13 protein-coding genes are annotated in these 14,292 nt (G+C 54.8%); 12 read left to right on the forward strand and 1 reads right to left on the reverse strand.

Going from position 1 to position 14,292, the window contains the following annotated elements:
• Positions 1 to 20: 20 nt before the first annotated feature.
• Positions 21 to 1,691: a DUF4091 domain-containing protein gene (locus tag SERS4_RS0113835; protein ID WP_017892960.1), complete on the reverse strand. Its 1,671-nt coding sequence runs from the start codon at positions 1,689 to 1,691 to the stop codon at positions 21 to 23.
• 465 nt (positions 1,692 to 2,156) lie between these two features.
• Between SERS4_RS0113835 and SERS4_RS0113845 the strand changes: the two genes are divergently transcribed.
• The 12 genes from SERS4_RS0113845 to SERS4_RS0113900 all read left to right on the forward strand — a co-directional run bounded on the left by SERS4_RS0113845 (position 2,157) and on the right by SERS4_RS0113900 (position 14,192).
• The gene (locus SERS4_RS0113845) at positions 2,157 to 3,410 is read left to right on the forward strand and encodes a sugar ABC transporter substrate-binding protein (RefSeq protein ID WP_017892961.1); all 1,254 of its coding nucleotides are present in this window, start codon (positions 2,157 to 2,159) and stop codon (positions 3,408 to 3,410) included.
• Positions 3,411 to 3,491: 81 nt separating this feature from the next.
• Complete coding sequence (locus tag SERS4_RS0113850; RefSeq protein WP_017892962.1) at positions 3,492 to 4,430, forward strand: carbohydrate ABC transporter permease; 939 nt, start codon at positions 3,492 to 3,494, stop codon at positions 4,428 to 4,430.
• A gap of 12 nt (positions 4,431 to 4,442) precedes the next feature.
• A complete protein-coding gene (locus SERS4_RS0113855; RefSeq protein ID WP_017892963.1) occupies positions 4,443 to 5,261 on the forward strand; it encodes a carbohydrate ABC transporter permease in 819 nt (272 codons plus the stop codon).
• Between the two features lie 22 nt (positions 5,262 to 5,283).
• Positions 5,284 to 6,396, forward strand: coding sequence for an ABC transporter ATP-binding protein (locus SERS4_RS0113860; protein ID WP_017892964.1), 1,113 nt, complete (start codon positions 5,284 to 5,286; stop codon positions 6,394 to 6,396).
• A 19-nt stretch (positions 6,397 to 6,415) separates the two neighbouring features.
• A complete protein-coding gene (locus tag SERS4_RS0113865) occupies positions 6,416 to 7,699 on the forward strand; it encodes a Gfo/Idh/MocA family protein (RefSeq protein ID WP_017892965.1) in 1,284 nt (427 codons plus the stop codon).
• A gap of 19 nt (positions 7,700 to 7,718) precedes the next feature.
• Complete coding sequence (locus tag SERS4_RS0113870) at positions 7,719 to 8,627, forward strand: ROK family protein (RefSeq protein WP_017892966.1); 909 nt, start codon at positions 7,719 to 7,721, stop codon at positions 8,625 to 8,627.
• A 332-nt stretch (positions 8,628 to 8,959) separates the two neighbouring features.
• Positions 8,960 to 9,730: a transcriptional repressor AgaR gene (gene agaR, locus SERS4_RS0113875; protein ID WP_017892967.1), complete on the forward strand. Its 771-nt coding sequence runs from the start codon at positions 8,960 to 8,962 to the stop codon at positions 9,728 to 9,730.
• 24 nt (positions 9,731 to 9,754) lie between these two features.
• Positions 9,755 to 10,921, forward strand: coding sequence for an SIS domain-containing protein (locus tag SERS4_RS0113880; protein ID WP_017892968.1), 1,167 nt, complete (start codon positions 9,755 to 9,757; stop codon positions 10,919 to 10,921).
• Positions 10,922 to 10,930: 9 nt separating this feature from the next.
• Complete coding sequence (locus tag SERS4_RS0113885) at positions 10,931 to 11,785, forward strand: tagatose bisphosphate family class II aldolase (protein ID WP_017892969.1); 855 nt, start codon at positions 10,931 to 10,933, stop codon at positions 11,783 to 11,785.
• Between the two features lie 322 nt (positions 11,786 to 12,107).
• The gene (locus SERS4_RS0113890; protein ID WP_017892970.1) at positions 12,108 to 12,419 is read left to right on the forward strand and encodes a hypothetical protein; all 312 of its coding nucleotides are present in this window, start codon (positions 12,108 to 12,110) and stop codon (positions 12,417 to 12,419) included.
• 258 nt (positions 12,420 to 12,677) lie between these two features.
• Entirely contained in the window at positions 12,678 to 13,202 is a 525-nt protein-coding gene (ogt, locus tag SERS4_RS0113895) for a methylated-DNA--[protein]-cysteine S-methyltransferase (RefSeq protein ID WP_017892971.1), read from the forward strand.
• Positions 13,203 to 13,427: 225 nt separating this feature from the next.
• Positions 13,428 to 14,192 (forward strand): FNR family transcription factor, encoded by a 765-nt coding sequence (locus tag SERS4_RS0113900; protein WP_012145310.1) that lies wholly within the window; start codon positions 13,428 to 13,430, stop codon positions 14,190 to 14,192.
• Positions 14,193 to 14,292: the final 100 nt, after the last annotated feature.

The following is a 14,292-nucleotide window of genomic DNA, read 5'->3' on the forward strand; positions in this document are numbered from 1 at the left end:
GTCGCCACCAAAGCCGCATTTTATGCCATCGAAATTAAGGTTTCGATGCGCTGATTTACCCCTTCCCGCAGCCGCAACAGCGGCTCCGCCTGATGTGGATAACGTTTAAAAGTGATGTCCATCCCCAACTGTTGTTCAATTAAAGTCTCCACCGTCGCGCGGTCCGTCAGGCTTTCCAGCAACTGTAAGGCTCGCATGTCCTGCAGACCCTGGTGCAGTACCCGCAATCGCAGGGACTCCACCGGCGTCAGATCCTCACCGGGATAGACCACGAAGGCATCGCCGGAGGGAAAGGCATTGCGGCAATCCGTCACCGCGTAGGGGTTGAGTTGCTCCCGCGAATGACCACTGTTATAGAAGTTGTAGCCCCAATGCAAAAAGCCGGTGATGTTGTAGCGGTAGAGCTGGATCCCCAAAATGCGGTTACGTGCCGAAGGCTGGGCAAAGAAGCGGTTGGCCACCTCGGTTTTTTGTACACAGCAGTAATAGGCCCACAGGCCTGGCACCCGATTCTCAATAAATGGCTCAATATGATCGGTGGCAGCCACCGGCGTTTCCACCAACCCCTGTTGGTAAAAGGCATAATCAGATAGCGCATCAAAAGTATGAAAACCGGCCAGCAGTGGGCGCAAGGTAGCGCTGGCACGCTGGTAAACGTCGATATTGTCCAGCGTCGGCTCGTCAGAAATATGAAACCACACCCGCTGTTGCAACTGCCGCTCGCGGAACCAGTCGGTCAGCGCCGGCAGCAGAGCCTGTAGAAACTGTTGATACTCTTCGGCGTGGGCATCGGTATGCCATCCGAACAGCGGACTCAGCGTGCCGTCTATCTCCACCATGATTTTCGGCGCGTGTGCCGCCCCCCACTGAGTAAACAGCGGCGCAATTTCAAAGTGCTCAATGCCCTCTTCCTGCGCCATTGCCACCCATTGCGCCAAACGTTGGAAATCAAAGCGGTAGCCCTGCGCAGAGCGCTGTACGCCCACCAGTTGTACGGTGGTACGCTCGCCGCCGATGGCGGTATCCAGCGGCGGCGTGAAGATCGGCGTCAACAGCATGTTTACCCCACTGTTAACCGCGGTACGGACAAAGTTGCGTACCGCCAGCCAGTACTCCCGGCTGAACACCGGTAACTGGTAATAATCCGCCAGGCAATCGGAGTGCAGCCATTCGGTGTGCAGCAGGGTTTGCGGTGGCAGCGCGGCCGGGACGATATGTAGCGTCAATGCAGCACTGGCCAGCACTTCCTCGCTGGCCACATCAAACAAGGTCAACGTCAGTGGGTAGTCCCCGCCCGCTATTGGCATTGCCGGTGGGGTTAAGGTCAACCACAGGCTGCCGTAATAATTGCAGGCGGCAAAGAAACGTCGATCGACCAAGGGCATCAGCGGATCGGGAAATAACCCCGGTTCGGTACGCAGATAGTTCTCATCGGTCTCGGCATAACAGGGAAAGTGGCTGGGCACCGATTGCACCTGACGCACGCTGATATACTCCGCCAATGGCCCCTCAATACGATAGCCTAATTCACGACGCGTTTCGTTTCCTCGCCGTTGCAGGCAATAAACGGCCTGCCAGGAAACAGTTTCATTATTAAGACCGCTGAGTTTATTTATCTGCATAATCTGCGGCGAGTTATGGCTGTGGAATATCTTTTCCAGACAATGGGTAAAGGTCAATGAAAGGCGCATAACGGTTAGCTCTCTTTTATTGGGAAATACCGACGAGTGATTTTCAGGCTAAACCCTTTTATCGCTGTAAACAATAGAGCCCATTCAAAAATCGACAACACGCCGTCGCAGCGGCTGTCCTATACGATTTTTTTGTTTATTTGCATCACAAAAATGAAAGATAACCCGGCATGCACAATAAAAATATTTTTAATCCCCATTATGGTGCAAGGGTTATCATTTATTCCTATGACCCCAGCGGCCCGGAATTACTGCCTGGCAGGGCCAAAACCGGCTCAAGAGGTTAACAGATTGTGAACAAGTAACGCTTTCGGTTTAAGCTTCAACCCTTTCGATTTTAACAACAACGAAACATTCATGCCCCTTTTTTGGGCAGATCGGGGCGTATTGACACATTGAAAGTTAAGGGATAGAAAGAATTCACGTTACGAAAATATTTATTCGTCGTTCACCGAGGGGAAAGCAATGTCACCGATAAAAAATACCGGCCGTCTTCTGGCGCACTCTGCCATTGCGGTTGCATTATTATTGCCGACCATGTTATATGCCGCCGATCAAATAACCCTGCGTTACGCCGTGTGGGACAGAAATCAATTACCTGCCGAGCAGGAGATTGCCAAAAGATTTGAAAAAGAAAACCCTAACATTAAAATCTCCATAGAATTAACGCCGTCGGCACAATACTTCGTTAAATTGGATTCCGCCGCAGCAGGGGGTGTCGCGCCAGATATATTCTGGATAAACATGCCTTATTTCGTTCAATACGCCAAAAATGGCATTATGCAACCCTTAACGCCGTATATTACCGGCAGCAGCGTGCAATTAAATAATATCGTCGCCAGTTCGGTTAAAGCCTATCAGTATGATGGGCAGCAAATGGCCATCCCCCGCGACGTTGACTCAATCGCCGTGTGGTACAACAAAAAATTATTCGACCAGGCCGGCGTCAGCTACCCGACCAACGACTGGAGCTGGGATGACCTGAAAAACAAAGCCACCGCGCTGAAAACCGGCTTGAAGGGCAGTGCCTTCCCGCTGGTGATGGATCTGAGCATTGACGGTCAGGACAGCTATATGAACCTGCTGTTCCAAAACGGCAACCACATAGTCCCGAAAGACGGTCAACCCACCGATATCGCTAACGATAAATCCATCTGGGTCTATCAACAGCTGCAATCCATGATGAAAGATGGCTTGATGCCCAGCGCCCAACAGATGAGCGAAGTCAAAACCGAAAACATATTCCAGTCCAACCGTGCGGCGATGGTGTATGCCGGTTCATGGTTGGCAGCCCCGTTCGCCAACAATCCGCTGATCAACGACCATATCGGCGTGGTCATGATGCCGAAAATCGAGCGCCAGTCCGGCGTGGCGCACAGCCTGGCATTTGCCATGTCCGCCAACAGCGCCCACAAGCAGGAAGCCTGGAAATACATCGAATTTATGAGCTCCGAAGCCTCGCAGACCGAGTTGGCAAAAGCGGTGATCCCGGCCAACAAACTGGCGGCCAAAGCCTGGGCGGCGGAGATCAAAAAAGTCGATGTCACGCCTTATATTGACACCCTCAACGTGACCGAAGCCTACCCCACAGCCGGTACCAACACGCCGAAATGGCAAAACATGTGGATTGCCAGCCTGAAGAAAATCTTTATGGGTGCGGACGCCAAAGCCGAGATGGACAAATCGGTCAAGAAGATCGAACGCGTAATGGAGCAGTAATCACCCCGAGCCGGTAGCGCCTGCCCGAAGGCGCACCGGCTGCGGAATACCGCAGAGCAGTTACAGGTGAGGAAAGGCAACATGTCGCTGGCAGAAAGCTACGGTGCCCTAAAACAACAAAAAAGTACCCCACGACCCGCACTCAGCCGCCTGGAGCGTGCCGAGCGTTTCTGGGGCTGGGTGATGATCTTGCCGTTGCTGATTGGCTTGACGGTGTTTTACCTGGTCCCCTTCTTACAGAACATCTTTTACAGTTTTACCGACCTCAACCAATTTATGCGCTGGAGCACCCTCAGCGTCGATAACTACGTCAATCTGTTTGAAGACGACGACTTTTACACCGCCGCCGGAAACACACTGTTCTATGTGGTGGTGTGTGTCCCCGTCAGCCTGAGCCTGTCGCTGCTGCTGGCGATTGGCCTGAACCAGAACATTCGCGGCAAGGCGCTGCTGCGCACCCTGCTGTTCCTGCCGGCGGTCACCATGCCTGCCGCCGTGGCGATGGTCTGGCAATGGCTGTTCAACAAGGATTTCGGTCTGATCAACCAGGCGATTAGCCTGCTGGGGATTTCGCCGGTGGCCTGGCTGTCCGACCCGGACGTGGTGCGCATCAGCGTTTCCATCATCATTATCTGGTCGTCGCTGGCGTTGAAGATCATCATTTTGCTGGCCGGGTTACAAAGCATTCCACGTCAACTGTATGAGGCCGCCGACATTGACGGTATCAGCACCCTGCGCCGCTTCTTTTGCATCACCCTGCCGATGATGGTGCCAACGCTGTTCTTCGTTTCAGTGATGAGCTTTATCGAGATCCTGCAAATATTCGACGTGGTGTTCCTGATGTTCGACCGCGCTTTGGTGGAAAGCGACGTGATGACCGTCACCAATCTGTTCTACAAGTATGCCTTTTACCTGCAGGAGAAAGGTTACGCCTCCGCCATCACCGTGGTGCTGTTCGCCGTCACCCTGCTGATCACCCTGATTCAAATGATGATTGGCAAACGCCTGAAAGTCAGCTGAGGAGCCACGACGATGAGCATAAGTAAAAGAACGCTGGTGTATCTGTTTATGGTGTTGGCGGCGCTGGCCTCGGTGGTGCCTTTTATCTGGATGCTGGTGACCTCGCTGAAAACCCAGGCCGAAAGCATCCAGATCCCGCTGACGCTGCTGCCGACTCACCCCAGCCTGCAGGCCTACGGCAAGATCATGCATGAAATTCCGTTCACCGACTTCTATGTGAACTCGCTGCTGGCGACCTTTTTCACCGTCACGCTGCAGATGGTGATCGCCACCATGGCCGCCTACGGTTTCTCTCGCCTGCACTTTCGCGGCCGTGATGCGGTGTTCCTGGTGTGTATTTCGATCCTGATGGTGCCTGGTCAGGCCTTCTTGATCCCGCAGTTTTTGGTGGTGCAGAAACTGGGGTTGGTGAACAGCATCACCGGGCTGGTTTTGCCGGGTATTTTCAGTATTTACGCCACCTTCCTGCTGCGCCAGTTCTTCCTGGCGGTGCCGAAAGAGATGGAAGAAGCGGCGCTGATCGACGGCTACAGCTACTTCGCTATTTTCTGGCGCATCATGCTGCCGCTGATCCGTCCCGGCATTATCGCCTGCATCATCATCAACGGCCTGTGGAGCTGGAACAACCTGATGTGGCCGCTGATCGTCAACACCACCACCGAGAAACTGACGCTGCCGGTCGGGCTGGCATCGCTGTCAAGCCGTGCCGGAGTGGAATACCCGCTGCTGATGGCCGGTGCGCTGATGGCGGTGATCCCGATGCTGATGCTGTTCATTCTTTTCCAACGCTACTTCATCCAGGGCATCGCCAGCGCTGGGGTAAAAGGCTAACCGCGTACACAAGGTAAATAATATGGCCGGTATACAGTTAAACAGTGTGAAGAAGGTTTATCCCAACGGGTTCAATGCATTGCATGGGATCGATCTGGATATTAAAGACGGCGAATTTATGGTGTTTGTCGGGCCATCCGGCTGCGCCAAATCCACCCTGCTGCGGATGATCGCCGGGCTGGAGAGCGTCAGTGAAGGCCAGATATTAATCCATGACCGCTGCGTCAACGACACCATGCCGAAAGATCGCGGCATCGCCATGGTGTTCCAGAACTATGCGCTGTATCCGCACATGACGGTCTACAAAAACATGGCGTTTGGCCTGATCGGCAAGGAAAGCAAAGCCGAAATTGACCGCCGGGTGCGGGACGCGGCCGAAAAACTGGAAATCACCAATCTGCTGCAACGCAAACCGGGCCAGTTATCCGGCGGCCAGTGCCAGCGCGTGGCGGTCGGCCGTGCCATTGTGCGCAAGCCCAAGGTATTTCTGTTCGATGAACCGCTGTCCAATCTGGATGCCAAGCTGCGGGTCTCGATGCGCGTTCAACTGATCGAACTGCACAATCAACTCAAGCAGGAGGGTGCCGCCGCCACCATGGTGTATGTCACCCACGATCAGGTGGAGGCAATGACCATGGGTGACCGCATTTGCGTGCTGAACCGGGGGGCCATTATGCAGGTGGATAGACCGATCAATCTCTACCACCAACCGGCCAACCGCTTTGTCGCCGAGTTTATCGGCAGCCCGTCGATGAACCTGCACGATATGGCGATTACCCGCAGCGCGCAGGGTATCGGGCTGCGCATTGGTGACGAATATCCCCTCGAACTGCCGGCGACGCTGCAAGGACAGTTGGAAAATTACCCGCACCCACGCGTGTGCCTTGGCATTCGCCCGGAGTCTCTGCGGCTGTGTGCGCCCGGCAGCAGTAATTGCTTCCCGGCGAAGATTGTCACTATCGAACGCATGGGCAATGAAGAGTTGCTGCACTGCGAACTGGCCGGACTGCGCTTTGTGCTGCGCATGGCATCGCAGCCTGACTGGGAGCCACGCCTGGGGGAACAGATCCACCTGGCTTTCGACCTGTCCCGCGCGCACCTGTTTGACGAAATCAGCGGCCAAAACCTCAAATAATTAGATCGGAGAATGTGCAATGTCGTCAGCTCAACAAAATGGTCTTGCCGGCCGCCCGGTTCGGGTACTGGTGATTGGTGCCGGGGCGCGTGGAGAAATTTACTCGCGCTACGCGTTGGCTCACCCGGATTTAATGCAGGTAGTAGCGGTGGCCGAGCCACGTGACGTCTACCGTCAGCAATTTGTCGAACAGCACGCTATCGCGGCGGACAAGGTGTTCACCGACTGGCGGCAGGCCGCCGACGCCGGCAAATTGGCCGATGCGGTGCTGATCTGCACCCAGGATACTCTGCACCTCGAACCGGCACTGGCCTTCGCCAAACAGGGTTATGCCATGCTGCTGGAGAAACCGCTGTCGCCGGACGCCAGCGAATGCCGCACCATCGTCGAGGAAGTGGTGCGCCAGAAGCTGATTTTCTCCGTCGGCCACGTGCTGCGCTATACGCGCTACACCCAAAAACTGAAGCAACTGCTGCGCGATAACGTGATTGGCGACATCGTCAGCCTGCAACATCTGGAGCCGGTGGGCTACTGGCATCAGGCGCACTCCTTCGTGCGCGGCAACTGGCGCAACGACAACGAAGCCGCCTTTATGCTGCTGCAGAAGTCCTGCCACGACATCGACTGGATCCGCTACATCATGGAATTGCCCTGCGAGCAGATCAGTTCATTCGGCGGCCTGCGCCATTTTCGCCAGGAAAACCAACCGGCCGGGGCAGCAGATAACTGCCTGGACTGCGCGGTGGAAGCCAGTTGCCCCTACTCCGCCAAACGCATCTACCTGGGTGACGACCACAAGGCGACGCCGGGTTTCCTTCGGGTGTTGACCCCTGAAGTCAGTCAGTCACATCTGCAGGCGGCGCTGCGCGACGGTCAATATGGCCGCTGTGTCTATCGCTGCGACAATAACGTGGTCGACCATCAGGTGGTCAACATGCAATTTGCCGGTGGCCGCACCGCCTCCTTCACCATGACCGCCTTTACCCGGCTGGAAGATCGCCAGACCCGTATTTTCGGCAGCCATGGCTGTCTTGAGGGAGACGGACGCTACATCCGCATTACCTCATTCGTCGACGACAGTGAAAAGGTCTACGACGTCGATGAGGCCGAAGATCTGCACGCCATGTCCGGCCACGGCGGTGGCGATTACTACTTGATGCAGCATTTTATCGACGCCATTCGCACCAACGATCCTTCACAGGTGCTGTCCGGCCCGGCAGAAACGCTGGAAAGTCACCTGATGGTGTTTGCGGCGGAACGCGCTCGCCGCGAATCTGCAGTGATCACCCTGAGCGGAGCCTGAAAACGTGGAAATATCACAGATGCGCTACGGTTTCGATATCGGCGGCACCAAGATCGAGATGGCAGCCTACGACCGGCAGCTCAAACAGGTACTGTGCCAGCGAGTCACGACTCCCACCGGTGATTATCGCGAGTTCTTGTCCTGCATCCATCAATTGGTCGACAGTGCCGACAGCCAACTGCACACCCAGGGCAGTATCGGCATCGGTTTACCGGGCGTGACCGACCCGCGCAGCCGCCGACAGTTGGCGGTTAACGTCCCCTGCCTGACCGGCCACTGTCTGGCAGACGATTTGGCACAAGAGTTGGCGCGACCGGTTGAGATTGAAAACGACTGCCGCTGCTTCGCCCTTTCCGAAGCCAGCACGCCGCAAACCGAGCATCTGGCCCTGGTGTTTGGCGCCATTATCGGTACCGGGGCCGGCGGCGGCCTGGTGATGAACAAGCAGTTGCATAAAGGCCGCAATGGGCTGGCAGGCGAATGGGGTCACACGCCAATCTCCGCCCAGTTGGCGCAGCGCTACGACTTGCCGTTATTCACCTGCAACTGTGGGCTGACTGGCTGCTTTGAACGCTACGTTTCCGGCAGCGGTCTGTTGGCACTGAGCCGTCATTTCGGCCACCCGGCCGACCACGTACCGGCGTTGATCGCCAGTTATCGACAGGGCGACCCGTTGGCACTGCAACTGATGGCAATGTACGTCGACATTCTGGCCAGTGCACTGGCCAGCCTGCAACTGTTGTTGGATGTAGATGCTTTTGTGCTGGGTGGCGGCCTGTCCAACGTTGGCGAGCTGTATTCACTGCTGCCCCCGGCCATGAGCCATTGGCTGTTGCCCGGTACCGAACCGGCGGCAATCTACCCGCCGGTGCACGGCGACAGCAGCGGTGTACGAGGAGCCGCGTTATTACGCCAAAGCTGGCAATAAAAAATAGTGAAAAGACCACCAGGAAAAAATCAGTGCCGCAGCTTTCATCCTGCTTTTGGCAAATTAACCCAGGCGGCAACTTGCCGCCTGATAAATAACGGATTACGGCTTTTCACTTTATTTCCAGGCAGCTTTCGGTTGAGGGCCAATCGAAAGGCTTTTTAAATATAAGCAACTGATACATATGGTTTTTTATAAAATAACCGATTGCATTTCACTGTTTCGTTTGCTGTAATTCGCCACGAACAACTGAAAGCACTCCTGCCAGATTAACTGCGACGCATTGCGCCGCGGCCGGGTATGGCTACAGCTAAATCAGGAGTCACGCGTTAATGATCAATACCCTAAAACGACGGGAATTAATTATCGACCAGCTTTGTCGCGAAGGCTCAGTGCGCGTCGAGCAACTCAGCACCCAGTTTTCGGTTTCCAGCGTCACTATCCGTAGCGACCTGCGCCAACTGGAAAAAAGCGGCTGTGCGGTCCGTGCCTATGGCGGCGCAATGCTCAATAAGCAGTTCGCCTTCGATCGTCCGCTACAGGACAAGGGGCGCCTCAATCGCGACGTGAAATACGCCATTGCCTGCGCGGCTGCAGAACTGGTCAACGACGGCGATGCCATCATTCTCGACTCCGGCTCGACCACCAGCCAAATGGCGCAGCAGCTGGTCGGTAAAAAGGATCTGGTGGTGATGACCAATGCGCTGAATATCGCTTTCGAACTGGCCAACAACGAACAGGTTGATCTGATGGTGGTCGGCGGCAGCGTACGACGCAAATCCTGGTCTTTGTATGGCCCGGCCGCCGAGCAACACATGCGTCAGTTCCGTTTCGACAAGCTGTTTCTCGGCGTCGACGGTTTTGATTTGCAAAGTGGCATCACCACGCCGGATCCCGGTGAAGCGCAACTCAACCGCGCCATGTGCGACGTAGCGCGTGAAGTGATCGCCGTGGCGGATGCCAGCAAGTTCGGCCGCACCAGCTTTTGCATGATCCGTGAAATCGGCCAAATCCAGCGTTTGGTCACCGACAGCCGCATCCCGGAAAGCTACCTGCATGCGCTGAACCATTTAGGGGTCGACGTGATTATCGCCGACCGTTAACCGAGGTTTTTAAGGAGTTTCAACATGAACGGTTATTTTGCTTACGATGCGGGCTGGCTGGAACAACGGCATGCGCTGCATACCGCACGTGAGATCTGGCAGCAGCCGGACTTATGGGCCGCCCTGCACCGGCAATTACAGGAGCAGCAAACGCTGTGGCAGCCTTTCCTGACCCCATTGCTGGCTAACCCGCGCCTGCAGATTGTCCTGTGCGGCGCAGGTAGCTCAGCCTTCGCCGGCCGGGCATTGGCGCCCTGGCTGCGCGAGAAAACCGGCCGCGACGTGGTGGCCTACGGCACCACCGATATTGTCGCCAACCCGCACCAATATCTCGACCTGACTCGCCCTACGCTGCTGGTGTCTTTCGCGCGATCCGGCAACAGCCCGGAAAGCGTGGCAACGGTGGAGCTGGCCGATCAACTGCTGCCGGAAAGCTATCACCTGATGCTGGTGTGCAACCCGGACAGCCAGTTGGCGCAATATGCCCATCAACGCGATAACGTCTGTTCGCTGGTGATGCCACAGGGTTCCAACGATCAAAGCTTTGCCATGACCTCCAGCTTCAGCTGCATGATGCTGTCCGCCGCGCTGTTGCTCGGCCCCTATTCCCTTGCCGAGGCACAACGGCCTCTGGCGGCCATGGTGGAGCGCTGCCGCGAACTGCGTGAAACCCTGCAACCGCAGGTGAAGGCGTTGGCTGCCAGCGGTTTCCGGCGTTATATCACGCTGGGCGGCAGTTGTTTCACCGGGCTGGCGGAAGAGGCTTCGCTGAAGATGCTGGAGCTGACGGCCGGACAGATCGTTACCCGCTACGACTCGCCGCTCGGCCTGCGCCATGGGCCAAAATTTATGGTCGACAACCAAACCCTGGTCCTGCTGATGTTCTCCAGCGGCGACTATGCCCGCCAGTACGATCGCGATCTGTGGAACGAGTTGCAACGCGACGGCCTGGCAATGCAGATGGTCGGCCTGACCGGCAATACTCAGGCGCTGTGTGAACAAATGCTGAACCTGCACCACGCCGAAGATGACGTCTGGTTGCTGTTCCCTTATCTGTTATTCACCCAGATGCTGGCGTTTGAAAGTTCGCTGGCACTTGGCCTGACGCCGGATAATCCGTGCCCGACCGGTGAAGTTAACCGGGTGGTGAAAGGCGTCACCATTTACCGTTACCCGTCTTCTGTGGCGTAAGGAATCTCTATGTACCTGATATCCAACCGCGAAATGCTGTTGAAAGCGCAGCGCCAGGGTTATGCCGTGCCGGCGTTCAACGTCCATAATCTGGAAACCGTGCAGGTGGTGGCGGAAACCGCTGCCGAACTGGGATCACCGGTGATCATGGCCGGTACGCCCGGCACCTTTAGCTACGCCGGCACCGACTATTTGATCGGCATCTGCCAGGCCGCCGCACACCGTTACGATCTACCGTTGGCGCTGCATCTGGACCACCACGAAGAAATGGATGACATCGAATATAAGGTCAAAAGCGGTATCCGTTCGGTAATGATCGACGGCTCACACCTGCCATTCGCACAGAATATTGCCAAGGTGGCCGAAGCCGTGGCGCTGTGCCACCGCTACGGAGCCAGCGTGGAGGCTGAACTGGGACGACTCGGTGGGCAGGAGGACGACCTGATTGTCGATTCGACTGACAGTTTCTTTACCGACCCGGCCGCCGCGCGCGAATTTGTCACCGCGACCGGCATCGATTCGCTGGCGGTAGCGATTGGCTCCGCCCATGGCCTGTACCACGGCGAACCCAAACTGGATTTTGATCGTCTGGCGCTGATCCGCGAGCAGGTCGATATCCCGCTGGTACTGCACGGCGCTTCCGGCATTCCTGAAGCCATGGTGAAACGCGCCATTTCACTGGGCGTCTGCAAGGTCAACGTGGCGACCGAGCTGAAAATCGCCTTTGCCGATGCGGTAAAAAGTTATTTCTCCCAGCACCCGGACGCTAACGACCCGCGCAAATATATCGTACCCGGGAAACTGGCGATGAAGGAGGTAGTGGCCGAGAAAATCCGCATTTGCGGCAGCAGCGGCATGCTGTAACTCAGGATAAAGCACCACATCTGGCCGCCGCTTAAGATTCAATGGCGGCCAAATCCATTTTTTTACCGTGACAGAGTTCACAGCCCACCCGCTACATCCGCCTGCAAATCATTAAGCCGTCTTCAGCATGATCTAAATCATGGTTTTTCCCGCCCCCCTCCCTATTATCAAATCTATTGGCACTAAAAATTAAGAATAGTATATAAACCATTCAAAACGGAGATTAGTGGAATTTGGATCAGGATGACATTCAACATACCCGTTTAATGTTTATTTAATTGGAGTCAATTATTTTTCATTTCATTTTAAAAAGGAATTAATAATGAACTATTCTCGCATAGCTTTGGTACTCCTGGCCCTTCTTCCAGCGACCTTGCAGGCAGCGCAGGGCTACAACAGCCGCGTGGCTTCTGGCACCATCCGTTTTACCGGCGAAATCACAGCGCCAGCCTGCACTATCAAACATCTGAATGAAGGGATCGTTTCTAATTGCTCTGGTATAACTCTAGCCAATGGCAAGAGTCCTGGCATTAGCTCATTAAACAACATGTCGCCTGAACTGGTTTCCAACGTGACAACCGAAACCATTAATAATAACGAAAAACTAAAGAACATCATAATCAGCTATAAATAACCTGCGTTACTTTATTAATAACTCAGGTTACTTTTATTAATCACCTGCGAAACTTTTTTAGTATTAATTTTGACTCAATTAAATAAACTTATTGAAGATTTGTAAATTTATTTTATACATTTGAGGCATAAAGCGACACACCACATTCATGCTCACAGTATGGGCAACCCGAGGTTGCCCATCTTCATGTCCGGAATCCGCCATCGCTCCCCCGCATTTCGTGCAATAATCCCCTCATCAAACGAGAGGAGAGTTCACATGCAGACCTTTTTTATTGACCGTATGGCGACGCCGGTAGGCGAACTGGTGCTGATTGCCGATGAGCAGGACCGCTTGCGCGCCATCGACTGGACTGAGCATGAAGTACGCCTGATGAAGCTGCTGAATACTCATTACCGAGCCGATCGTTTTCAACTGATAGACAAACGCAACCCCGGGGGCCTGACCGAAGCGATGCAACGCTACTTTTCGGGTGAATTGGATGTCATTGATCAGTTGCCGGTGATGACCGCCGGTACCGAATTCCAGCGTAGCGTGTGGCAGCAACTACGCCAGATCCCCTGTGGGGAAATCATTACCTATGGCGAACTGGCGAAACGCATCGGTCGCCCGACGGCCTCACGCGCGGTGGGTATGGCCAACGGCTCCAACCCTATCAGCATCGTGGTGCCCTGCCACCGAGTGATTGGCTCGCAAGGCGCCTTGACCGGCTATGCCGGTGGCGTTCAGCGCAAACAGTGGCTGTTGAAACACGAAGGCTATTTGCAAAACGAGTTGCTTTAATCCCCTTGCAGCCGGGGCATCGCAAGATACCCCGACTGCGGTATGCGTTACGTATTGATGTAAGTGGCAAAAAAATCAAAACATTTCAATCAACTACAGGACAATCGGCGGTATTGTTGCGCAAATTTCGCACAGAATGCCCCCGTTGTTATTAATGCTACCCTTATCACCTGCCGGAAAAGATGTTAAAATTGACGCATATCAATTATTGAATGAGCGTAATCTATGATCCCGGAAAAACGCGTGATTCGTCGTATCCAGTCTGGTGGTTGTGCGATCCATTGTCAGGATTGCAGTATCAGCCAACTGTGTATTCCTTTTACTCTTAATGCCCATGAGCTGGACCAGCTCGACAACATTATCGAAAGGAAGAAGCCTATCCAGAAGGGCCAGACCTTGTTCAAGGCCGGCGATGAACTGAAATCGCTGTACGCTATCCGCTCCGGGACCATCAAAAGTTATACCATTACCGAGCAAGGCGATGAGCAGATCACCGGTTTCCACCTGGCGGGCGATCTGGTCGGTTTTGACGCCATTGGCGGCCTGAAGCATCCAAGCTTCGCTCAGGCACTGGAAACGTCCATGGTGTGTGAGATCCCGTTCGAAACCCTGGATGACCTGTCCGGTAAAATGCCGAATCTGCGTCAGCAGATCATGCGCCTGATGAGCGGCGAGATTAAAGGCGACCAGGACATGATCCTGCTGTTGTCGAAGAAAAACGCCGAAGAGCGCCTGGCGGCTTTCGTCTATAACCTGTCGCGCCGCTTTGCTGAACGAGGCTTCTCACCGCGTGAGTTCCGCCTGACCATGACCCGTGGTGACATCGGCAACTACCTTGGCCTGACGGTAGAAACCATCAGCCGCCTGCTGGGCCGCTTCCAGAAAAGCGAAATCCTCAGCGTTAAAGGTAAATATATCACCATCGAAAACGTCGACGCCCTGTCGGTGCTGGCCGGTACGCCACGCATTAACGTGACCGTAAACGCCTGATCCCAAGCTGGGTTGGTAATTCAACAGAATTATTGACCCAGCCTATCTCTGCTGCTGTTCTGTTTTTCAATGTTGGGTTACTCTGTAAATTGACAGACTG

The sequence above is a fragment of the Serratia sp. S4 genome, assembly GCF_000347995.1.
GTDB classification, from domain to species: Bacteria; Pseudomonadota; Gammaproteobacteria; order Enterobacterales; family Enterobacteriaceae; genus Serratia; species Serratia quinivorans.

Excerpts from the sequence above, each read along its gene's own strand:
- SERS4_RS0113835 (WP_017892960.1), bottom strand. The coding sequence starts at position 1,691 with ATGCGCCTTTCATTGACCTTTACCCATTGTCTGGAAAAGATATTCCAC.
- SERS4_RS0113845 (WP_017892961.1), top strand. The coding sequence starts at position 2,157 with ATGTCACCGATAAAAAATACCGGCCGTCTTCTGGCGCACTCTGCCATT.
- SERS4_RS0113850 (WP_017892962.1), top strand. The coding sequence starts at position 3,492 with ATGTCGCTGGCAGAAAGCTACGGTGCCCTAAAACAACAAAAAAGTACC.
- SERS4_RS0113855 (WP_017892963.1), top strand. The coding sequence starts at position 4,443 with ATGAGCATAAGTAAAAGAACGCTGGTGTATCTGTTTATGGTGTTGGCG.
- SERS4_RS0113860 (WP_017892964.1), top strand. The coding sequence starts at position 5,284 with ATGGCCGGTATACAGTTAAACAGTGTGAAGAAGGTTTATCCCAACGGG.
- SERS4_RS0113865 (WP_017892965.1), top strand. The coding sequence starts at position 6,416 with ATGTCGTCAGCTCAACAAAATGGTCTTGCCGGCCGCCCGGTTCGGGTA.
- SERS4_RS0113870 (WP_017892966.1), top strand. The coding sequence starts at position 7,719 with ATGCGCTACGGTTTCGATATCGGCGGCACCAAGATCGAGATGGCAGCC.
- agaR (WP_017892967.1), top strand. The coding sequence starts at position 8,960 with ATGATCAATACCCTAAAACGACGGGAATTAATTATCGACCAGCTTTGT.
- SERS4_RS0113880 (WP_017892968.1), top strand. The coding sequence starts at position 9,755 with ATGAACGGTTATTTTGCTTACGATGCGGGCTGGCTGGAACAACGGCAT.
- SERS4_RS0113885 (WP_017892969.1), top strand. The coding sequence starts at position 10,931 with ATGTACCTGATATCCAACCGCGAAATGCTGTTGAAAGCGCAGCGCCAG.
- SERS4_RS0113890 (WP_017892970.1), top strand. The coding sequence starts at position 12,108 with ATGAACTATTCTCGCATAGCTTTGGTACTCCTGGCCCTTCTTCCAGCG.
- ogt (WP_017892971.1), top strand. The coding sequence starts at position 12,678 with ATGCAGACCTTTTTTATTGACCGTATGGCGACGCCGGTAGGCGAACTG.
- SERS4_RS0113900 (WP_012145310.1), top strand. The coding sequence starts at position 13,428 with ATGATCCCGGAAAAACGCGTGATTCGTCGTATCCAGTCTGGTGGTTGT.